This is a genomic window from Novosphingobium sp. AAP1 (assembly GCF_001295765.1).
In the GTDB taxonomy this organism is placed as follows: Bacteria; Pseudomonadota; Alphaproteobacteria; order Sphingomonadales; family Sphingomonadaceae; genus Novosphingobium; species Novosphingobium capsulatum.
Genome location: NZ_LJHO01000001.1, coordinates 154,062 through 175,108, shown reverse-complemented (window position 1 = coordinate 175,108; position 21,047 = coordinate 154,062). Strand labels below are relative to the sequence as shown.

Here is a 21,047-nt window from a genome sequence, read left to right as displayed (position 1 = left end):
GCCATCAGAATCGCTCGAGACGGTAGGGGGTGGGATCGAGGAACGGCGTCTCGCCCATGGCGAGGTCTGCGGCGAGGCGGCCCGCCGCTGGGCCGGTGCCGAAGCCGTGCCCCGAAAAGCCGGTGGCCAGTGTCAGGCCGGGCAGTTGCGCGACATTGTCGATCACCGGCAGCGAGTCCGGCGTCACATCGATCATCCCGCCCCACGCCTGCGCCACGCGTGCGTTGGCAAAGACAGGCCATGCCGCAACAAGGTTGCGCATGGCTTCTGCGTTGAGCGCCTGGTTGACCGGCGGATCGATCGTGCGCAGCCGCTCGAACGGCGAGACAGCGTCGGCGCGCCAGCGCCGGGGCAGGGCGAGATCGGCGAAGAAGTCTCGTCCGAACGATAGGCGCAGGTTTTTCCACTGCGCGATCAGCGTGGGCAGGTACTTCATGCCGATCAGCAGGTGGTCGAGCGTCAGCGGTGCGAACAGCGCGCCGCGCTGCGTGATGGTATAGCCCCCGTCGAGCCGCTTGCGGAACGAGAAGTCAGCCGCGCCGACCGCGCTGTCGGTCGGCCCGTCCATCGGCGCGGTGCGCAACACCGACGCCACCAGCGGCAAGGTCAGCAGGCGCACACCATGATTGGCGAGGAAACGGCGCGACCACACGCCGCCTGCCAGCACGACATGGTCGCAGGCAATCGCGCCACGCTCGGTCACCACGCCGCGCACCGCGCCGGCACTGGTCTCCAGCGTGCGCACGGCGCAGTTTTCCACGATCACGGCCCCGTGCGCCAGGGCTGCGCGCGCGATCGCGCTGGATGCGAGCGTCGGTTCGGCGCGGGCGTCGGACGGGGTCGCGATGCCGCCGGCCCAGCGCCCGGTACTGCCGGGGATCGCCTGCGCTACTTCGGCCCCGGTCAGCATCCGGCTGTCCAGACCCGCGCCGCGCACGGCTTTGAGCCAGCCCTCGTAGGCGGCCAATTCCGCATCGGTCCGCGCGACATAAGTGATCCCGGCCTGCCGAAAGCCACAATCCTCGCCGATGCGCGCGGGCATCTGCTGCCACATCCGCTCGGCGGCGATGGCCATCGGCAGATCGGGCACCGCGCGCATGACCTTGCGCACCCAGCCAAGGTTGCGCGACGATTGCTCGCCGGCGATGCTGCCCTTCTCCAGCACCACCACCGGCACGCCGCGCTCGGCCAGCGTCAGCGCGGTGGACAGGCCGACGATACCGCCGCCGATCACCACGACCGATGTGCTGCCGGGAAAGCGCTCCGATGTCGTCACGGGGGTTATCGGGGGGCCCATCGCTGTTGGTCCGCTCAGAGACTGATCTGCAGTTCGCGCACCGCGCCCTTTGACGCGCCACGCCAGGCGGTGACCTCGATCTCCACCTTGTATTCAGCCGCGCCAAGCGGCGGGCAGGTCATCGTCAGCGTAGGGTTGATGCCGCGCATGCGCGCGCCATAGGCGGTCATCACCGCCAGCACGTCCTTGGGAAACTGCACGAAGACCCGCGCGGCGACTACGTCCTCGAGGCAGGCATCGACCGCAGCGAGCGCGGCGGCGATGTTGTCGAGCACCTGGTTGGTCTGATCGGCCAGGTTCGCGGGGATTTCCTTGGTCTGCGGGTTGCGTCCGGCGGTGTTGGACACGAAAATCAGATCGCCTACGGCCACGAGGCGGGAATAGCTGCCATGCTCCTCGAACTTGTTGCCGGTCTTGAGCTTGATGACGTCGGGCATGGAATGTCTTTCGCGGGAGGAGGATTTCGGAGGGGGGCGGCGGTTTTCAGCGCTGCCTGGTCTCAGCGCAGGACGGGTTCGTCCCACAGGGTGAGGCGCGTGCCGATTCCCTGGGCCAGCGCGCGGCGATAGACGTGCGTTCCCCAGGCCACGTCCTCCACCGCCATGCCGCCGATGGAGAGCATGATGATTTCGTCGGCATCGCGCCGGCCGGGCGCTGCGCCTGCTACGATCGCGCTGAGATCTTCGAGCGACGTGGCCGCGACCCGGCCTTCATCGACGAGGTCAAACCAGCGCACGCCTACCGCCGGGATGATGCGGTGCATCGGGCGCGGCAACTCCTCGCGGTAAGCCTCGTAAAGCCCGGTGAAATCGAGCACCTTGCGGATCTCGGGCGCTTCCATGCCGGCATCGATGCTGCACGGCGCAGGCATCGACAGGAACGTGCCCGGGCTGACCCATTCGCGCCGCACTGTGGGATAGCGGGCGGGATCGCCGGTCGGCACCGAGGCGCAGAACGTCGCGATGTCGGACTCGCGCACGACTTCTTCATCGGTGGCGACCACACGCACCGAAAGCTGCGGGAAGCGCGCCTCGGCCCAGGTGCGGAATGCCGCCAGGTTGGCCTCGCCGCGCCCCTTGATCTTGACCGTGTCGATTGCTGGGCACGTGGCCATGAACGCCTCGAGCGAGGTGCGTGCCATCACGCCGGGCCCGACGATGCCGACCACGCGCGAATCCGGCCGGGCGAGGTGGCGCGCGCCAACGCCGGGGATCGCACCGGTGCGGTAGGCCGAGAGCAGGTTGGCCGACATGTAGGCCAGCGGGGCGCCGGTATCGGCATCGTTGAGCACGAACGTGAGGATCGAGCGCGGCAGGCCCTTGTCGCGGTTGGCGACGTTGGAGCCATACCATTTCATTCCGGCCGTGCCGAAGCGGCCGCCAAGATAGGCCGGCATCGCCATGAAGCGGCGGTCGGTGGTGGGCTTGGGCATCGCGGGAAAGGGCGAATCCTCGGGAAAGACGATCACCGCGCCGTGTTGGTTGTTGTTGCCACCGGCCATGCGATAGTCGCCATGGTGCAGCAGGTGGAACATCTCCTCCATCGCATCGACGCAGGCCGGCATGTCGGTCACCCCGGCGCGGATCATGTCGGGTTCGGACAGATAGAGGAAATCGACACGCGGCAGAGCTGGCGTGGCGGATGGGGCGGCCACCGCCGTGAGGGTGTCGGTGAACAGGTCAGGCACGCAGATTTCCCATCGTTTGCTTGGGTGCCGGCGTGGTGCGCCAGGATGCTGACGGTCTGGTCGAGCGCGGGCCTTGCGACAATTGCAGGCGGGGATTGACGCATTGCAGAATCGGCCACACACATGCGCCCCGTGATGGCAGACCCCGATCTTCCCCCGTCCGGCCTTGCGGCCGATCATGCCGCTGCAGGCCTTCCGCCTGACATCGCCGGCCGCGCTGGCCAGGCCACCATCCGCCTGCTGTTCCTGACGGCGCTGTTCGCCGCGCTGGAGGATGTGGGCAAGCGCATCGACCCGCTGCTGCGCGAACACGGCATGTTCCGCGCCCAGCTTGAGACACCCTACGAAACCGTGCCTTTGCACCGCTATGTTGCCCTGCTCGAGGCGGCGGCCGCGCGCTTCGATCGGCCGGCGCTGGGGCTGGCGATGGGCGCGGCCTTTGGGCTTGCCGACCTTGGCCCGTTCTACGCGCTGCTGCGCGCGGCCGGCTCGTTGCGCGGCGCGCTCGATTACCTCGTGTTGTTCCAGTCGCGCCTGCAGACGCGCACGCTGTTCGATAGCCGCCGCGACGCCGAGACCACCACCTATAGCTACCGCATCGAGGACTCGGCGATCTGGCCGCGCGTGCAGGATGCCGAGTTTGCCCTGGCAAGCTACGTGACTCTCATCCGCCAGCTCACCCACGCGCGGTGGACACCCGTTGCGGTGCACCTGGAGCACGCGGTGACAGGACGCGAGGCCGCGCTGGCGCAGGCCTTTCGCGTACCGGTGAGTGGCAACCAGGTGACCAATGCGCTGGTGCTGCGCAACGAAGACCTTGATCGCCCGCTGCCGAGCGCCGTGCCCGCCGAGGACCGCAAGCTGCGCACCATCCTCGAATGGCACTTGCTGGCTTTGATGGGCCCCGAGGCGACCCCGGCAGAAAGTTTCGTTGAGTTGACGCGCGACATCATTGGGCGCTGGCTGGGCCGAACCCACGTCGATTGCGCGTCGGTTGCGGCGGAGATGAAGCTGTCGGAACGCTCGCTGCGTCGCCGCCTGGCCGAGGAAGGCACCTCGTTCCGCGACCTGCTGCAACAAGCCCGCCAGGCCCGCGCGCAGACGATGCTGGGCAAGTCGGGTATCTCGTTGACCGTAGCGGCCGAACAGCTCGGCTACGCCGATACCGCCGCTTTCTCGCGCGCGTTCAAGGAATGGACGGGGGTTTCACCGGGTCGCTTCCTGCGCCGGGATTAAGAGGCGTAGGGACAGGCGCGGGCGGTTGCTGGCCGCTCAGTCCTCGCTGCGCAGGTTGGCGGTCATCGCAGCGAGCACGCGGCGGCATGTTTCGAGGTCGGCCGCGGGGATGTTTCGCGCCAGGGTTGCGGTATGCTCTTCCATGCGCGGCCAAGCCGCCACGAGTGCGGCGCGGCCGGCGGCGGTAAGCACGATCTCGCGCCGGCGCTGGTCGCCCGGCGGGGTGCGCCGCTCGACCAGGCCCGCCGCGACCATCGCCTCTACTGTGCGGCTGGCGGTGGACTGGTCGGCAAAGGTGCGCGCGGCGATTTCGTTGATGGTGAGGCCGTCCTCGATGTGCAGCACCGAGAGCGTACGCACCAGCACAAGGCTAAGCCCGCTGGCAGCCAGACGCCGGGCCTGTGCGGCCTGGCCCAGGTTGGCGAGCCGGTTGATCGCATAGCCAAGATTGGCCTCGAGGTCTTCGGGGCGGGTGGGAAGGCTCATGTCAGCGCCACAGCGATCCGGCCGAGCGCTACAGATCGGGCAGGGGTTGAATGGGCGGGCGCTTTGGTCATGGTCGCCGGTTATTATCGCGACCCGGGCGGCGCAGGCAAGCCGGCTCATGCCGCTACGGCAGCTCCCATGAACGAGGCGATCGTGCGGATCAGCCCGTCGAGATCCTTGTCCTCGCCATCGCGCACCGCGGTCTCACGCAGGCGGCGGGCCCAGTCGGCTGCATCATCGCGCCCGGCGAGGGTCTCGATCGTGGCGATCACGCGGTCAAACTTGGACAGTCCGCGCGCGTGGGTGTCGGAATAGCCTTTTACCAGGCGGCGGCAGCGCAGCACCTCGACCCCCAGTGCGTAGTCGATTGTCACCAGCCGCGTGGCCAGCGCCAGCCACGCGTCGCGGTGCGCCACTTCCTGACGGTGGCGCAGCGAGCTGCGTCGCAGCCGCCTGAGGCCGGCGACCGCATAGAGCGTAAGGAACCACCCGACCGAATAGGTGCGCACGCGCCGGCCCTTGCTGATGCGCCGGTCGATCGCGCGGAAGAGCCGGGGGCGGCGCGTCAGCCAGTCGGCCAGCGGGGCTGGCAGGATGCCGGCGACCTCTTCCAGCCGCGGGTGCATGTATTCGGTGGTGTGGAGCAGCGTGCCTGGCGCGGCATTCGCTTCGGCGGCGATGCGGGCATGGCGGCCACTGCGTGTCTTGAGATCGGCGACGCGCACGATGTCATCATAGGCCATGGCCTGGGCGAGATATTTGGCCGCTTCGCGGGTGAAGGCATGGTCGCGCTCTGCTCCTCCGGCGGCAAGGTCCACCGTGTGGATCTGCTCGAGCAGCCCGCAATATTCGCGTCCATAGGCGGGGTCCTGGAAGTCCACCACCTTGGCGAGGCCGGCGCGCGCCATCGCGTGAACGCCGGGAGGCAGCCGCTCGATCAGCCGTGACGCAAGCGGGCCGCGGTGCGCGTCAACGGGCGCGGGTTCGGGGCTGGCGACCGCCAAAGGTGGGGACGGTGTCTCTTCCCCGGCCGCGCGCGCAAACGCTGCATCGAACGTGCGGATCGAGGCGGCCACGCCCTTGCCATCGGCGGCAATCACCGCGTGATAGGCCTCGCGCGCGAAGGGCAGTACGCCGCTGCCCGCCAGCGCACCGAACAGCGCGGAGGAAATGACGCTGCCGTTGGCGAGGGCGAGCGCGTTCATGTCGAAGACGATGCGCGCACGCGTGGTGGCACCGATCGCCTCGTGGACCACGCCGCTGTCGGCGATGCCGTCGCCCGGCGCGCTTTTCTCGCCGATCGACAGCGCGCGGTGGTCCGAGGCGATCAGCGTGGTGCGCCCCGGCGTGACGATGCCGCGCAGGATCGAGCGGCCCGCCTCCATGAATTCCGACGCCAGCACCACGTCGACATCGCCCGGCGTGGGCATCTGCGCCAGCACCGGCTTGCGACCGCCACGCATAGGCATCATCTCGACATAATAGATCGTGGCGCCGGTGCGCTGCGCCACACCGGGCACCGAGGTGGATTGCGCCACCCAGGCCGCCGCCTCGGCCAGCGCGACAATCCAGCCCGTCAGCACGCCACCGCCCTGGCCGCCCATGGCAACGATGGCGATGGAGATGGGGCGTTCGGTGGCCTCACCGGCGGGGGCAAGCGGCAGGCGCAGAATTTCGGTCGGCATCATGCGGCTCCGGCAAGGGGACGCGCACGGTCGCGGCGCGCCTGGAGGTAGGTGATAAGGCCCATGGCGACACGCGCGCGGGCGCGGTCCCACCAGGTTGGGTTGTGGATCACGTCGGCGCGATAGAACGAGGGGCACAGCACCGCCGCCTCGGACACTTCGCCGCAGTTGCCACAGCCCACACACGTGTTGTCGATCGTCACCACCGGATCATCGCGCAGCGGGTCGTCCAGCTGTTTGACCGACAGCGATGGGCAGCCAGACAGGCGTATGCAGGCGTGGTCGCCGGTGCATATGTCCTCATCGACGCCGAAGCGCTCCTTGACCACGCGCGTGCCACTTTTGATCGCCTTGGCCACCTGCGGCTTCACCCGGCGCTGCTTGTTGAGCATGCATTCGGAACTGGCGATGATGACCTTGGGGCCTTCCTCCGGGGTGGTCAGCGCCTCGGTGAGTACCGCCTTCATCCGGCCGACGTCGTAGGTGCGATCGACCTCGCGTATCCACGTGGCGCCAATGCCCGCGACGGCTTTGGCGATCGGGTTGTTGGTCTTGCGGCTGGCGTTGCTGGCGCGCGACGAGAGGATGTCCTGCCCCCCGGTGGCCGAGGAATAGAAGTTGTCGACGATCAGGAACACGCCGTCGTGCTTGTTGAACACCGCGTTGCCGATCCCGCTTGTCAAGCCGTTGTGCCAGAAGCCGCCGTCTCCCATCACCGCGATCGAACGCTTGCCCGTGGTCTTGCGTCCGAACGCTGCGGCCGAGGCGCCGCCGAGGCCGAACCCCATCGTGGTGTTGCCGATGTTGAATGGCGGCAGGATCGAGAAAAGGTGGCAGCCGATATCGGCCGAAACGTGGTGCGCGCCGCGTTCCTGGTCGACCAGCTTCATCGCGGCGAAGATGGGTCGCTCCGGGCAGCCGGTGCACAATCCTGGCGGACGCGCCGGCACCGTCTCGCGCAAGCGGGCCACGACCGGCAGGTCGAGGGCAGGACGTGCATCGGGCAACGGCGGGCGATTGCCCAGCAGGCGTGGCGCCTCGGTTGCAAGGAATGCGTCAATGCCCGCAAGGATCGCCTGCACCGAATAGTCCCCTGCCATCGGCAGCACGTCCTTGCCGCGCACGCGGGTGGTCAGGCCTTGGCGATTGGCGATGGTGTTGACCGCCTGCTCGAGATAGTCGGGCTGCCCCTCCTCGACCATCAGGATCGCCTTCTTGCCATTGGCAAAGGCAACGATTTCGCTGTCTATCAGTGGATAGGTGACGTTGAGTACGTAGAGCGGCACCCGCGTGTTGCCATAGGCATCGGAAAGCCCGAGGTACTGCAGTGCGCGGATCACGTTGTTGTACATGCCACCTTGCAGCACGATCCCCACCGTCGGCGCCCCGTCTGAATCGTCCTCAGGGCCGAACCACTCGTTGAGGCGGTTGTTGCGCACAAACGCGATCGCGGCTGGCAGGCGCTGCGCGATCTTCTCGTGTTCGTGGGCATAGGCCGCCGGAGGCAGCACGATCCGGTCGAGATCGCGCTGGGGATGGGCGAGCGCATCCTCGAGCGTGAAGGCGGGGGCCACGTTGTCCTTGCACACAAAGGCACCATGCATGTGGCACGTGCGCACGCGTACCTCGAGCATGACCGGGGTGTTCGATGCCTCGGACAGTTGGAAGCCCTTCTCGATCAGGTCGACGATGCAGGCATGGTCGGGGCGCGGGTCGAGCAGCCACATTTGCGATTTCATCGCGAATGCGTGGGTGCGTTCCTGCATGATCGAGGAACCTTCGCCGTAGTCCTCACCGATGATGACCATGGCTCCGCCAGTGACGCCGCCTGAGGCCAGGTTGGCGAGCGCGTCGGACGCGACGTTGGTGCCGACGGTCGATTTCCACGCCACCGCGCCGCGCAAGGGGTACATCACCGAGGCCGAGAGCATGGCCGCAGCGGTGGATTCGTTGGCCGAGCTTTGGAAGTTCACGCCCAACTCGCCAAGGATGTCCTGCGCATCGGCGAGGACGTCCATGAGGTGAGAGATCGGCGAGCCCTGATAGCCGCCAACATAGGCTACGCCCGCCTGGAGCAGGCCCTTGGTAATCGCGAGGATCGCTTCCCCACGAAATTCCTCGCCCGCCCCCAGCCGCAGATGCTCCACTTCACGTGCAAACGAACGCTCGGCCATTCCTGCTCTCCATATATATGCATGTGCATACATTTATATGGAGAGCAGGTCAATCGGTGCGATGTGCACGACCGCCGCCGTCAGGCTGGGGCGAGGCGCAGATCGACGCGTTGGGCGTTGAACGAGAAGCCTGGCATGTACTGTTGCAGGAAGCGGGTCTCGATCGTGGCGCGCTCGGCAGGTGTACTGGCCTTGGCAAGGGCGGCATCGAGCAACGCCTCGTCATGCCCAAAGGCGCGGATGCCGCGAAGGTCTGACCAAACCAGCCAGAAAGAGCGCCCATCGGCTGCGATCCATCCCGGCGCGATCTGCGGGGCATAGGCGCGTGCGTGCTGGTCTCCGCCTGGGCACCAGGCTGCTTCCTCGTGGATCTGGCGCCATGGTCCCCAGGGTGAGGGGGATACCCACAGCCCGAAATAGCTGGACCTGCCGAATTCTGTTCCGTCGGCCCCCACGCCAATGCCCGCGCTCGCCATCATGTAGACCCCGAGTGGGGCGTTGTAGACTACGCTGGGCAGCCAGCTTTCGACCACGAGGTCGCCGGGGAAGAGGTTGGCATGGTTGACCCAGCCGGGCGGAAAGCGGTGCACCGGGCGGCGTGCGGCAATGTCGGCCGACCAGATCGGCTGGCCCATGGCGTCCCGACCCGCAAAGAAGCGGTAGGCCGCGCGATCGGTCACGGCATCGACTGGCACGCGCAGCAATAGCAGATGGTTCATCCGCCCATCGGTGTTGCCATCGAGCCCATAGAGCATGAGCCAACCACCGGGAGCGGGGGGCTGCCCGCGCATCTGCTGGAGGAAGGTCAGCAGCGAAAGCGCTCCGTCGGGCTCGTCGAAAAAAGTGAAGGGCCCGCGTCGCTGCTCGGCCCAGTCCTCCCACACCACGGGGGTAGTGCCGTCGCGGTTCCGCCAGGTTGTGCCGCCGTCGTCCGAAAGGATCAGCTTGGCCCCGCGCCAGCGCTGCGGGCGATCCCGGGCGGCATCGTGCGTGGCGACGAACTGATAGATTCGCTGCCCGACCTGGATCACGCCGTGGCCATAATAGCGTGGCGCGTCGGGCCGGGCGTCGCGATCGAGATCGGGATAGCCCGGCATCATGGCGAAGCGCGGCGCGGGCGGGTTGCCCGTAACGGTCCACAGCCGGGTGTTGTAGAAGGTGGTGGGCGGGTTGTTCCAGCCCGGCCCATCATTGACCACAACAAGCTGCGTGCCGTCAGGACACAGCGTCATCTTGTAGCCGTCGCCCAGGCCACCGAGGCGCACGATCGTGTCCTCGCGCCGTACCGCGCCGATGACCTGGCGGTGCGCCGGGTTCGCACTGGCCGGCGTGGGCAGGCCGGCCATGCCGGTGGCCAGGCTAGCCAGCGATCCTTGCAGGAACGTGCGCCGGTCACTCATCGTTTTGGGCTCCTCCGCCATGGAAATCCGGGCCAGCCGCGCGCGACCGGCCCGGCGGTGCAGACCCGCGACGGCCTACTTGATTTCGTCGGTGTCTTTCATCTCGACCGTGCCGTCGCTGGTCACCTTGAACAGCGGGTCCTCGCGGTCGCAGAAGTATTCCTGCATTTCGTAGGTGGGGTTGCGCTTGTACCCATAGGTGAAGCGATAGGGCTCGATCAGCATCTTGGGATCATCGATGGTGATCTGGTCTTCCATGAGATTCGGACCAGTGCGACGGATGCGCTCGGTGATCGTCATCTCGGCACTGTGCGGGATCTCGAAGAACCGCACGTCCTCCTTCACCCCACGCGTGGTCACGACAAGTGTGTCACCCTCCCAGCGGCCGGTGGCAAGACCGTAGAACGAGGGATTGATGTCATCGAGCGCGGGCTGTTGGCGGCCAAGGTAGATGCGCCGGGTCTGGGTGAGAAATTCGGCGAGCACGGTGACCCGGCCCGGCGTCTGGAGAATTTCGAGCGGAAAGATCGCGCCCATGATTGCCGGCATGCCTTCGGGCAGGCACTGGGTGCTGGGATCGACCAGCGGCTTGCCCGCCTTGAGTGCGGCATCGCGCTTGGCGCGCTGGGCCTTCCATTGGCTGGCATAGGGTTCGCGCAGTTTCGGCCCGTCGCCGGGCACCGGCAATTCACGGAACGTGTTCTCGTCGCCGGCGAAGGGATCGGGATAGAGCTCCCACACGCCGCTGATGTCGGGCTGCGCGTTGGCGGCGGCAGGTTTTGCCGGAGCAGGGCGGCTTGCATGGGCCGGTGCCGCAGTGGCACTGCCGGCGATCAGCGCGGCGGCGCAGGCGGCCAATAGGATGGAGGGGCGCAGGTGCATAGTGATCTCCCTGCGCGGCGCATCACATGCGCCGCGTCGTTGGCATTTTTGGTGTGGGCGCTGTGGTCGTCTCGACAGCCGCGCCGGCCTTACCAGCCGCTCAGCGTGCGCCCGTCGGCGACCTTGATGGTCTTGAGCATGCCGCCGGGCTTGCCATTGCGAAGCGGGTAGAAGGCGATATCCACCTTGTCGCCAGTCTTGAGCGTGTTGAACTTCCAGCCGACCTTGCTCATCATATTCACACTGCTGCATTCGAGAGCATAGCGCGTGACGGCGCCGCCCTCGTTGACATTGACCACCACGAAGGAATGCGGGTTGGTAAAGCGAAACTCGGCAACGGTGGCGCCGCGCTTGGTATCGATCCGGGTCTGGTCGAACATCGCGAAGGAATGGTGGGCAACAGCCGGGGTGGCGAGGGCCAGAATGACGATGCCGACGAGAGCGGCGGCCGTCTTGCTGATCCGGATCATGGGTAAGCTCCTCTTGTGTGGCGTCTGGGCGCTGGGCGGGGCGGCCGGGCGGCGGCGGTGTGCATTCGGCTGGTTCAGCCCTTGTCCGCCCGCGTTTCGGCAACCGTGCAACCGGTAATGCAACGCTGGCGGACAGTGACGGCTCGCGCGACGGGATTACTGTTGTGAAACCGTTACAAGCACTGCATTCTGGGGCTGGCGGATCGGTATGACCGGCGCGCAATGGACTCCAGAATTCGCGCGAAGTTATTTCCAAATCGAAACAACATGCGTATTTAAGCATGCATTGTTGCATTTTTTGAGAGGCCTGTGCCAGCGATTCCGCCCCCAGATATGCCATCCGATTCGCCAGCAGCGCCGCCCAACGGTGGGCGCGAAGATGCCGTCGATGGCGGCAGCGATACCGGCTTCGGCGTGGCGGTGGCACGGATGCGCGATGCACTCGAACGCAGCCGATCGGACAAGCTGCTTGCGCTGTTCGACCATCTGGCGGCGCGGGCACGCGATGCCGCCGCCCCGTCCGAGGCGCAGATCGCTGCGGAGGTTTTTGCCGATGGACGCAGTGCAGCGCATCGCCCCGACGCCAACGTGCGGGTCTACGTCCACCGTCTGCGTCGCCTGATCGAGGCCGAGTTTGCCCACGAGCCGGGCCCTAGGCTGCACCTGCCGGTAGGCACTTATCGCCTGATGTTGGTCGATGCCGCAACGCCTGCACAGCATCAAGGCGCGATCACCGCGCAGCCGCCGGTTGTACCGCCCGGCCCCGGCCCGACGCGACCCTGGGTGATAGCCCTCGTCGCCGTCCTGGCCGTGGTCGCTCTCGTGCTGGGCAGCGCGCTGGTGGTGCGCTGGCAGCGCGGGGCGGGTGACAGGCTCGAAGGCACCGCGCCATGGTCGGCGTTGGTCGGGGCATCGCGACCGATCATCGTGGTGATGGGGGACTATTACTTCTTCGCCGAAACCCCCGCTTCGGGCATGCTGGCGCGCTTGGTTTGGGATCGCGCCGTCCCCACGCGCGAGGATCTGATTATTTTCCAGATGCTCAACCCCCAGACTGCCAGCGCCGTGACAGACCGCGATCAACACTATGTTACCAGCGCGACGATGACCGCGGCGGCCACGATCCGTGCGGCGTTGCTGCGCGACCCGGCCTTCGCCCAGCGCCCGATCCGCCTGATCGCTGCCTCGCAGCTGACGCCCGACGTGCTCAAGGTTTCCGACGTGGTCTATGTCGGGCAGTTGAGCGGCATTGGCGCGCTGCTGCGCGATCCGCTGACGCAGGCCTCGGGCTTTCGCCTTGATGCCGGGCTCGACAGCTTGGTCGATGCGCAGGGCGGCAAGCCCTATCACAGCGACGGATTGGAACTGCGCGACCAACGCATCGCGCGGCGCGATTATGGCTACCTTGCCTGCCTGCCCGGCCCGGCGGGTAATACCGTGCTGGTGATCGCCGCGCTGCGCGATCCAGGCCTGCGCGAGATGGCGGATCTTGCCACCGATACAGGGCGGCTACGCGGCCTGCGGCGGGGACGGATCGGGTGTGGCGGCGGGTTCGAGGCGCTGTTCCAGGTGCGCACGCTGGGCAATGCTAACCTGGGCGCGAGTCTGGTGGTCGATCGCCCCACCCGATCGCAGGGCATCTGGGACAACGCCGCCCCTGCGCCCGAGTATCACCCGATCGCGGCCACTGCGGCCCAGGTACACTGAAACGACACGGCATGGCCACCAGATCGGGCGCGGCCGCATTCGCCGCGTTCGAGGCCGATTGCGCCATTGGGCCCGCCGTGGCCCGCGGGCATCGTGGGCAGCATGAACCGGACCCTGTTTCGCGGGCAAAGGCCCGTTCGTTTCAAGACGCACTCTCCCACCGTCCCGGCGCTGCTGGTGCTGGCCGCGGCGGTTGCAGCGTTGGCGATCGTCCGGCCAAGCCGTGCCGAGACGTTCGCCACCCCTCTGGCCGCCGACGACCCCGTGGCGCGCGCGGTGGAGGCTGAACGCGCGCGTGGCGACGTGCCCGGCATCGCCATCGCCATCGTCAAGGACGGAGTGCCGCTGCGCGTCGAGGGCTTCGGTATCGCCAACCTTGAACATGGCGTGCCAGTGCATGCCGATACGCTGTTCAAGACCGGGGCGCTGGGCATGCAGTTCACCGCGGCCGGCGTGCTGCGGCTCGCCGAACAGGGCCGCCTCGATCTTGACCGATCGATCCGGGCAATCCTGCCCGAACTGCCCGCGCGCTGGCAGCCTGTCACAATGCGGCAGATGCTGTCCCACACCTCCGGGTTGCCGGCGACGCCCAACGGTGATTTCCGCGTCGAATATACCGATGCGCAGATGCTCGACATCATCGCGCACGAAGATCTCAACTTCGCCGCTGGCACGCGCTGGCGGTTTGGCTATGTCGATTACGTGGTGCTGGGTCAGGCGATCCGGCGGATCACCGGGCGGCCCTATGCCGCCTACCTTGCCCAAGAAGTCTTTGCCCCTGCGGGCATGACGCGTGCGCGTGGGATCGACGAACTGGCGATCATCCCTGGCCGCGCCGCCGGCTACGAGCGCCGCGACGGACAGTTGCGCAACGCCGAATGGATCTCTGCCGCAGCCAATTCCACCGCCGATGGCTCGCTTTACCTGTCGGCGTTGGACTATGCCGCCTGGGCCGGGGCGATGAGTCGGGGCGCCGTGCTGTCGCCGCGGTCGTGGGCGCAAATGGGCGAGGCCGCACGCCTGCCCGGTGGCGCAACCTGTGGCTATGGCCTGGGCTGGTATGTCGATGGGCGCACCTGGTGGCATGGCGGCAGCTGGCAGGGTTTCCAGACATTTGCCATCCGCTATGCTGCGCAAGGTCTGACCGTGGCGGTACTCGCCAACGGCGAGGGCGCCGACGCCGAGACGCTGGCACGCCAGATCGCCGCGCTGACCGTGCCGGCGCTGGCCCGGCCAAAGGCAGAGCCGCTGCCCGACCGGGCGACCGCGCCGGTGGCGGCGATGAACGCGCGGGTGCGCAAAGTGCTGGGCGCCATTGCGGAAAACCGCGTGGAGCCGGCTGCCTTCGCCCACTATGCCGCGCTCGATCTCAAGGAGATGGTGGGGCAATATGCCGGGGCGGTAGCGCCGCTTGGCCGGCTGGAGGCGCTCGCGCCCTTCGCGCACACCAGTGCCTGCGGCGGTCCGGTCTGGCGCTATCGCGCGCGCTTTGCCGGCGGAATTGTCGATGTGACGCTGGCGACAACGGCGGATGATCGCATCACGGACCTGGCGATTAGGCCCGTCGCGGCGTGGGATGCGCCGCTCTGACCAATCCCGGCTCAGCCATCCGCGTGTAGTGCTCCATGCCATTCCGCCCAGGTCGGGCGTTCGAGCTGCAGCAGGTCGGTTGATCGGGCATACCAGCCGCCGCCATGCATGCGCGCGATAAGGTTCATCGCCAGTGTATCGACATGGAGCCGCGTGGGGTCAACGAGGTCGTCGCGAACGTGAAAGCGCACCACTTCGCCCAGCACGATCGTCGATGTACCCGCCTCGATCGCCTGGAACAGCCGGCATTCCATCGATACTGGTGCGCTGGCGATCCGCGGTGGGGCAATCGCGGTGCTGGCGGCGACGGCAACGCCTGCCGCGGCCAACTCGTCACAGTCGGGCGGGGCGTCGATGCAGGTGAAGTTCATTGCTGCGGCATCGTGTTCGGCCACCAGATTGACCACGAATTCGCGCGTGGTGAGGATGTTGTGTGCGCTGTCCTTGTGCGTGCCATCGGGGCGGCGCATCAGGCCGATCGCGACCAGAGGCGGTGCCGCACCCATCATGTTGAAGAAACTGTAGGGGGCGGCGTTGCGCACGCCTTGCGGAGATTGCGTGGTGAGCCAGGCGATCGGGCGCGGGGTGATCGTGGCGGCCATCAGCTTGTAGCGGGAGGGCGCGTCGAGATTGGTGAAATCGAACTGCATCGGCGTCATGCCCCAGGCAAAGCGGTTGAATCGGCGCGCTCGTTGGCGGGCCCGGTATCGAAGCGGACCGGCTGCTGCGCGGTTGCATCGACATGCAGCGAGAACACGTCGGGGCGGGCGTAATGCCCGGCCACGTCGAAATCGAACTTGCCGCGGATCACCTCGTCGGGATCGATGTCGGCATAGAGGATGGTATCGGGCGTATAGTCGGGCCCGGCGAGCACGCGGCCCAGCGGCGAGACGATCATCGAACCGCCGCGCAACAGCACGGTTTCGGGGTCGTTGCCCAGCGTACAGTCGAAATCGGCCGGGTAGGCACCGCGCGTAATGTGCTGGCAGGCCGAGAGCACGTAAGCGCGGCCCTCCAGCGCGATGTGCTGCATCGAGGCTGGCCAGGTATCGCGGTCATCGGCCGTGGGGGCGCAGTAGAGCGTTACGCCCTGGCCGTACATCGCCATGCGCAGCATCGGCATGTAGTTTTCCCAGCAGATGACTGCGCCGATCCGGCCGAGCGGCGTGTCGATCACCGGCAGCGTCGAGCCGTCGCCAAAGCCCCAGATCAGGCGTTCGGCGCCCGTCGGCATGAGCTTGCGGTGCTTGCCCACCAACCCGCGTTCGCCGTCGAGGAACAGCGCGGTGCAATAGACGGTGCCGCCGTCGCGCTCGATCACGCCGATCACCACGAAGGCACCCGTCTCGCGCACTGCCTCGGCGAGAAGTGCGACCTCGGGGCCATCGAGCGCAATCGCGTTGGCGTGATAGCGGCGGTAATCCTCGCGTCCCTCGGGCCGGCGCAGGCCCACGGGCGCGCCGAAAGTGGCCCCTTTGGGATAGCCGCCAATGAATGCCTCGGGAAAGACGACCAGCCGCGCGCCTTGGGCGGCTGCTTGCCGCACCCGCGCGGCCGCGCGTTCGGCCGAGGCCAGCGAATCATCGGGAACGGCGGCGGCTTGGACCACGGCGGCGCGAAACGGCTTTGTCATGCGGGGCTCCTCGGCAGGTGGCATTGCGCTGCAACTGATGGCTTGCCAGCGCCGCCGAAGCAAGATATTTTAAGCCTATAATAAATTTGTGGGCGAGGCCTGGGCCTCGTTGGCGCGATGGAGAGTGCGGTGACTACCAAGGCATACGACAGCTATCGCGAGGATCGGATCGGCCGCGCTAACGTGGCAGACACCCCCGAGCTGGTGGCCTACTACCGCCGGCTCGCGACGCTGGGTACAGGCGCGCTGTGGACGGTGGCCAACAAGATCGAGCCGTGGGAGCCTGCCTCGACCTCGCAACCCATGCTGTGGCGTTACCAAGATCTGCGCGCCGACGTGCTGCGAGCGCTCGATCTCGTTACTCCTGAGCAGGCGGGGCGTCGGGTGATCTATCTGGAAAATCCCGGGCGTCAGGATGTGGTCGCCGCCGTCGGTTGGCTCTATTCGGGGTTGCAGGTCATGAAGCCGGGCGAATGCGCGTCGTCGCACCGCCACAGCGCCTCGGCGCTGCGCTTCATCATGGAAGGCACTGGCGCGTTCACCAACGTCGACGGGCAGAAGATGACGCTGGGCGCAAACGACTTCGTGCTGACGCCCAACGGGACCTGGCACGAACATGGCGTGGCCGAGGATGGCAGCGTGTGCATCTGGCAGGATGGGCTCGACATCCCGCTGATGAACGCGCTCGAGGCAAACTTCTACGAGGTGCACCCCGACTTGTCCCAGGCGATGCGCTACCCGGTCGATGCCTCGGTCCATACCTGGGGCAACCCCGGGCTCAGGCCCTGGGGATCTACCTGGGAAAAACGCTATTCGCCGCTGCTCAAGTACGAATGGGCGCCCACCTACGAGGCGTTGCAGCGCTATGCCGCGGTGACCGAAGGTTCTCCTTTTGACGGTGTGCTGATGGAATACGTCAATCCCGACACCGGTGGTCCGGTGATGATGACCATTGGTGCGCACATGCAGATGCTTCGTCCCGGCGAGCGCACGCGCGCGCATCGCCAGACGGGCAGCTTCGTCTACCAGTGCTGCAAAGGCAGCGGCTGGTCGATCATCAACGGCCGACGGTTCGACTGGAAGGAGCGCGACATTTTCGTGGTGCCCGCCTGGATGTACCACGAACATGCCAACGCCTCTGATCGTGAGGACGCCTGCCTCTTCGCATTCCACGACCTGCCGGTGATGCGTGCTCTGGGCCTCTATCGCGAAGAGGCCTTCGGAGACAACGGCGGCCACCAACCCCTCATCGCCTGATACGAACCGAACCCTGGAAGGAATTGCAATGCGACTGGTTACCTACCGCGCTACGGCGGAAGCCGAAGCACGCCTTGGCGCCCTGGTGGGCGCCGAAGCGCCATTGGTGCTCGATCTGGCCCGCTTTGGCGCGGCGCGCGGAGTGGATCTACCCTCGCGCATGCTTGATCTGATCGACCTCGGCCCTGGCGCGATCACTACGATCACGGCGCTGATTGCCGAGCAAGGCGACCTCTTCCCGCTAGGCACTGCGCTGCCACTGGCCAATGTGCGTCTACTCGCGCCGATCCCCCGCCCGCGCAAGAACGTGTTCGGCATCGGCCTCAACTATACCGAGCACGTCGCCGAAAGCGCGCGCTCGCTTGATACCTCCGCTGACCTGCCGCGCCAGCCAGTGATCTTCTCCAAGCCGCCTACCAGCGTGATCGGGCCGGACGAGCCGATCCGCCATGACGCTGCGATCACCCGCCAACTCGACTGGGAAGTGGAACTGGCCGCGATCATCGGCACCACCGCCCGCCGCGTGCGGCGCGAGGACGCGCTGGCCCACGTGTTCGGCTATACCGTGTGCATCGACATGAGCGCGCGCGACTGCCGCCGTGCCGGGCAGTGGATCTATTCCAAGGGGCAGGATACCTACTGCCCGATGGGTCCGGTGGTCGTGACCGCCGACGAGATTCCCGATCCGCAGACGCTCGACCTGTGGCTGACTGTCAACGGTGTGGAAAAGCAGCGCAGCAACACTGCCTACATGCTGTTCAAGGTAGACGAACTGGTGGCGGATATCAGCCAGGGCATCACGCTCGAGCCCGGCGATATCATCGCCACCGGAACGCCTGCGGGTGTGGGGGCGGGCCGTGATCCACAGGAATGGGTCTGGCCGGGCGACACCATCGTTGCCTGCGTCGAAGGGATCGGCACGTTGCGCCACCCGGTGGTAGCAGCCTGACATGGCCGCATCAGTCCGCGCCCCGCCTGTACAAAGCGGGGCGCGGCCAGATCAGGCAGCAACCGGAGCTGTCCCGGTCATGCGCGCGCGGATATCGTCAGGCCACGGCGTGCTGCGCATCGCGGCAAGGTCGGTGCACACCAGCGTGACGCGGGCAATGAGGCGCGTTTCGCCGCCGCACGAGAACGTCAGCTCAAGCCGGCAGCTGCTGCGCCCGACATGGAGCGGGACCAGCGCGATATCGAGCATGTCGCCGAGCCGACTGGGGCTGTGGAATTCGGCCTCGAGACCGACGGTGGGCACGCCGATCCCGCGGATGTCGTGCAGTGCACGAAAATCGGCCCCGAGGCCCTGGGCGCACCAGTCCTCCACCGCGCCGTTGAGCATCTCGAAATAGCGCGGATAGAAGACGATCCCGGCCGCATCGACATGTGCGAAGCGGACGAGGGCAGTGGTGGTGAAACGGGTCATGTCCGCTCTTCCAGGATGGCGCGCAATTCGCCAAGGCTGCGCACGAGCTGGTCTACCCGCTCGGCCGGGACATCGCGCAGCATCGCGGCGATCCAGGCGTGGTGCGCGGTGGCGAGGGTATCGAACTGGCGCTGGCCTGCGGGCGTGAGTGAGACGATCGCCGAACGTGCGTCGTGCGGGTCTGTGCGCGAGGCGACCAAGCCCTGGGCCTGCAACTGGCGCACGATTGCGGTCACGTTGCCGTTGGAGACTAGCAGCGCGCGCGACAACGCACTCATGCTCAGGCCCTCGGGCACGCGATCGAGGGCGGCGAGCACGTCGAAGCGGGGCAGGGTGGTATCGAACTGCTCATCGAACTTGCGGCGCAACTGCTTCTCGCCAATCTTGGCGCAGGCGAGCAGGCGCACCCACATGCGAAGCGTGGCTGATCCGGCGCCGGGCAATGGGGCGCGTGTCGCGGGGCCGCCGGCGGCGGTCAGATTGTCGGTGGCGGTGACTGCGGGCGGCTCGTTGCCCGGGGCAGGGGTTGGCATCAGATCTCCTCTTTCTTTAGGCTTAAAACATAAAAGCCAAGCCGCCAAGTGGATCATGTGTGCCAACCGGCTGGGTGCATATTGCCTGCCTGCTCAGCGCAGTGCGCGCGCCAATAGCAGGCGGCGCGAAACGGCGATGCCGTCGCGTGTGTCGATGGCAAAGACCGCCTCGAAATGGGGGCGGTTGCCGGTATGCACCGCGATCTGGCCGAGCGCCTGCGCGCTGGTGGCCAGCCCGGCCAACTGGGCCGTGGCAACATCGCCCAAACCTGCAATCACCAACAGCGCTCGCCCGCCGGGGGCGGTCAGGCTGGCAAGATAACCATAGTCGGTGGTCACGGCATCGCGCACGTGCGGGGTGTTGTCGGGCGCGGGTAGCGAGGCTTGCCAGACGCGTGCCGCAGCGGGATCGACGATCGCGCCGGGTCGGTCGAAACGCAGGCTGCTGGCGGCCGCGAGCGGCGCAGAGAGCGTGCCCATGTCGGCAAGGTGGCCAACGTAGACGATGTCAGCGCCTTGCTGGAGCGCAGGCGTCAGCGCGGAGGCAGGCACGATCGAGGCAATTCGGCGCGTTCCGGTGGACTCGTGGGGGAGCGTCGCCTCGACGTTCCAGGCGGCGAGGGCGGTCGGCACCGGCGTGAAATGCAGGTCGAAGTCATAGAGCCGGTAGAACTGGTCGGGATGGCTGCGGATGTGCTGTCCCAGTTCCTCCCGCGAGGCGATGCGCGGGTCGAGGATCATGCGCTGCACGTTGCGCTGGTCGCCGGTTTCGGCGGCGGCATAGGCGTCGCCGGCCACGACCAGCACAGGGACGCCTGCGCCGAGATTGCGCCACAGTGCGGTGTTGCGCAGCCGTTCATCGTCGGGCTCGCCACCTGCCCCGTGCGACCATGGCCAGGCGTAAACCGCTAAACCGGCCGCGATGGTAAGGCAGCATAACGCCAGCCCCAGCAGGGCCGGAACTGCGCCGGGCGGCATCCTTCGAAACCGCACCGGCGGCGGGGCGATGGCGGGCGCGCGGAGCGATGCTGTCTTGGGCAGGTCGGGTGCTGTAAAGCCTGCATTGGCCTGCGCGGCCTCGACCTCGGCAAGCACGAGGCGATATTCGCCCTTGGGAATGACGAGACGCGCACCGGGCTGCCCGCGATAGTGGTCTTCAAGGCGCTTGCGCAGGCGGTGGACATAAACGCGCACACCGGAGTCGGCGGCTGCGTCGGTCGATTCGTCGCCGCCGAACACGGCATGCGCGATCTCGATTTCCTTGGGCGCGCGTGCATCGCCCGATCGCGCGGCAAGGTAGTCGAACAGGCGCAACTGCACGGCTGAGCGGCTGGCGGCGAGAACCGCGCGTACGCGGGCAATCTCTTCGGCAAGGCGTGCTGACGCATGGTCGCCCGTGTCACCGGCTTTTGGCGGGGGATTTGCGGGGTTCTCCACGATCCGGTCTCTCCCTCATGGCCGGGTTCATCCGCGGCGACCGACGCGACATCGCTGTTGCTTTACCTGCATCGTGATGAAAACGCCAAATTTTGATTTACTTTAAGGTTAAAACAAAGTCTATGATGCGCCCAGCCTCGCTCCTCAAGGCGA

19 protein-coding genes are annotated in these 21,047 nt (G+C 66.9%); 5 read left to right on the top strand and 14 right to left on the bottom strand.

Annotation, left to right across the window (positions count from 1 at the left end; genetic code table 11):
- Nucleotides 1-4: 4 nt before the first annotated feature.
- The 3 genes from IP65_RS00725 to IP65_RS00715 all read right to left on the bottom strand — a co-directional run bounded on the left by IP65_RS00725 (nt 5) and on the right by IP65_RS00715 (nt 2,984).
- The gene (locus tag IP65_RS00725) at nt 5-1,276 is read right to left on the bottom strand and encodes an FAD-binding oxidoreductase (RefSeq protein WP_231627479.1); all 1,272 of its coding nucleotides are present in this window, start codon (nt 1,274-1,276) and stop codon (nt 5-7) included.
- Between the two features lie 35 nt (nt 1,277-1,311).
- Complete coding sequence (locus IP65_RS00720; RefSeq protein WP_022678547.1) at nt 1,312-1,734, bottom strand: Rid family hydrolase; 423 nt, start codon at nt 1,732-1,734, stop codon at nt 1,312-1,314.
- A gap of 62 nt (nt 1,735-1,796) precedes the next feature.
- Nucleotides 1,797-2,984: a tyramine oxidase subunit B gene (locus tag IP65_RS00715; protein ID WP_231627477.1), complete on the bottom strand. Its 1,188-nt coding sequence runs from the start codon at nt 2,982-2,984 to the stop codon at nt 1,797-1,799.
- A gap of 123 nt (nt 2,985-3,107) precedes the next feature.
- On the opposite strand from IP65_RS00715, the gene IP65_RS00710 reads away from it, so the two are divergent.
- Complete coding sequence (locus IP65_RS00710; protein WP_022678549.1) at nt 3,108-4,220, top strand: AraC family transcriptional regulator; 1,113 nt, start codon at nt 3,108-3,110, stop codon at nt 4,218-4,220.
- Nucleotides 4,221-4,256: 36 nt separating this feature from the next.
- Here IP65_RS00710 and IP65_RS00705 read toward each other — a convergent pair whose 3' ends face one another.
- The 6 genes from IP65_RS00705 to IP65_RS00680 form a co-directional block, all read right to left on the bottom strand.
- Nucleotides 4,257-4,706: a MarR family winged helix-turn-helix transcriptional regulator gene (locus IP65_RS00705; RefSeq protein WP_022678550.1), complete on the bottom strand. Its 450-nt coding sequence runs from the start codon at nt 4,704-4,706 to the stop codon at nt 4,257-4,259.
- Between the two features lie 116 nt (nt 4,707-4,822).
- Nucleotides 4,823-6,394 (bottom strand): indolepyruvate oxidoreductase subunit beta family protein, encoded by a 1,572-nt coding sequence (locus tag IP65_RS00700; protein WP_022678551.1) that lies wholly within the window; start codon nt 6,392-6,394, stop codon nt 4,823-4,825.
- Nucleotides 6,391-8,565: an indolepyruvate ferredoxin oxidoreductase subunit alpha gene (locus IP65_RS00695; protein ID WP_022678552.1), complete on the bottom strand. Its 2,175-nt coding sequence runs from the start codon at nt 8,563-8,565 to the stop codon at nt 6,391-6,393. Before IP65_RS00695 ends, IP65_RS00700 begins: the two co-directional genes overlap by 4 nt.
- Before the next feature lie 80 nt (nt 8,566-8,645).
- On the bottom strand, nt 8,646-9,965 hold the full coding sequence (locus tag IP65_RS00690) for a DUF4185 domain-containing protein (protein ID WP_022678553.1): 1,320 nt from the start codon (nt 9,963-9,965) through the stop codon (nt 8,646-8,648).
- Between the two features lie 75 nt (nt 9,966-10,040).
- Nucleotides 10,041-10,847, bottom strand: coding sequence for a hypothetical protein (locus tag IP65_RS00685; protein ID WP_022678554.1), 807 nt, complete (start codon nt 10,845-10,847; stop codon nt 10,041-10,043).
- Nucleotides 10,848-10,936: 89 nt separating this feature from the next.
- Nucleotides 10,937-11,317, bottom strand: coding sequence for a DUF6152 family protein (locus tag IP65_RS00680; protein ID WP_054130410.1), 381 nt, complete (start codon nt 11,315-11,317; stop codon nt 10,937-10,939).
- Between the two features lie 333 nt (nt 11,318-11,650).
- Here IP65_RS00680 and IP65_RS00675 point away from each other — a divergent pair, with 333 nt between their 5' ends.
- Together IP65_RS00675 and IP65_RS00670 are read left to right on the top strand one after the other, a co-directional pair.
- A complete protein-coding gene (locus IP65_RS00675) occupies nt 11,651-13,024 on the top strand; it encodes a hypothetical protein (protein WP_054130409.1) in 1,374 nt (457 codons plus the stop codon).
- A gap of 102 nt (nt 13,025-13,126) precedes the next feature.
- Nucleotides 13,127-14,614, top strand: coding sequence for a serine hydrolase (locus IP65_RS00670; RefSeq protein ID WP_082349751.1), 1,488 nt, complete (start codon nt 13,127-13,129; stop codon nt 14,612-14,614).
- Between the two features lie 11 nt (nt 14,615-14,625).
- On the opposite strand, the gene IP65_RS00665 is transcribed toward IP65_RS00670, so the two are convergent.
- Together IP65_RS00665 and IP65_RS00660 are read right to left on the bottom strand one after the other, a co-directional pair.
- On the bottom strand, nt 14,626-15,273 hold the full coding sequence (locus IP65_RS00665; protein ID WP_369801205.1) for a flavin reductase family protein: 648 nt from the start codon (nt 15,271-15,273) through the stop codon (nt 14,626-14,628).
- Nucleotides 15,270-16,247 (bottom strand): carbon-nitrogen hydrolase family protein, encoded by a 978-nt coding sequence (locus IP65_RS00660; protein WP_054130407.1) that lies wholly within the window; start codon nt 16,245-16,247, stop codon nt 15,270-15,272. Before IP65_RS00660 ends, IP65_RS00665 begins: the two co-directional genes overlap by 4 nt.
- Nucleotides 16,248-16,376: 129 nt before the next feature.
- Here IP65_RS00660 and IP65_RS00655 point away from each other — a divergent pair, with 129 nt between their 5' ends.
- Both IP65_RS00655 and IP65_RS00650 read left to right on the top strand, forming a co-directional pair.
- The gene (locus tag IP65_RS00655; protein ID WP_054130844.1) at nt 16,377-17,504 is read left to right on the top strand and encodes a cupin domain-containing protein; all 1,128 of its coding nucleotides are present in this window, start codon (nt 16,377-16,379) and stop codon (nt 17,502-17,504) included.
- 28 nt (nt 17,505-17,532) lie between these two features.
- Nucleotides 17,533-18,453 carry a fumarylacetoacetate hydrolase family protein gene (locus tag IP65_RS00650; RefSeq protein ID WP_022678562.1) on the top strand — a complete coding sequence of 307 codons (921 nt, stop codon included), beginning with the start codon at nt 17,533-17,535 and terminating at the stop codon, nt 18,451-18,453.
- A 51-nt stretch (nt 18,454-18,504) separates the two neighbouring features.
- On the opposite strand, the gene IP65_RS00645 is transcribed toward IP65_RS00650, so the two are convergent.
- The 3 genes from IP65_RS00645 to IP65_RS00635 all read right to left on the bottom strand — a co-directional run bounded on the left by IP65_RS00645 (nt 18,505) and on the right by IP65_RS00635 (nt 20,894).
- Nucleotides 18,505-18,924 carry a thioesterase family protein gene (locus IP65_RS00645; protein ID WP_022678563.1) on the bottom strand — a complete coding sequence of 140 codons (420 nt, stop codon included), beginning with the start codon at nt 18,922-18,924 and terminating at the stop codon, nt 18,505-18,507.
- Entirely contained in the window at nt 18,921-19,457 is a 537-nt protein-coding gene (locus IP65_RS00640; RefSeq protein WP_022678564.1) for a MarR family winged helix-turn-helix transcriptional regulator, read from the bottom strand. Before IP65_RS00640 ends, IP65_RS00645 begins: the two co-directional genes overlap by 4 nt.
- A 93-nt stretch (nt 19,458-19,550) precedes the next feature.
- Nucleotides 19,551-20,894 (bottom strand): helix-turn-helix domain-containing protein, encoded by a 1,344-nt coding sequence (locus IP65_RS00635; RefSeq protein ID WP_156306321.1) that lies wholly within the window; start codon nt 20,892-20,894, stop codon nt 19,551-19,553.
- Nucleotides 20,895-21,047: the final 153 nt, after the last annotated feature.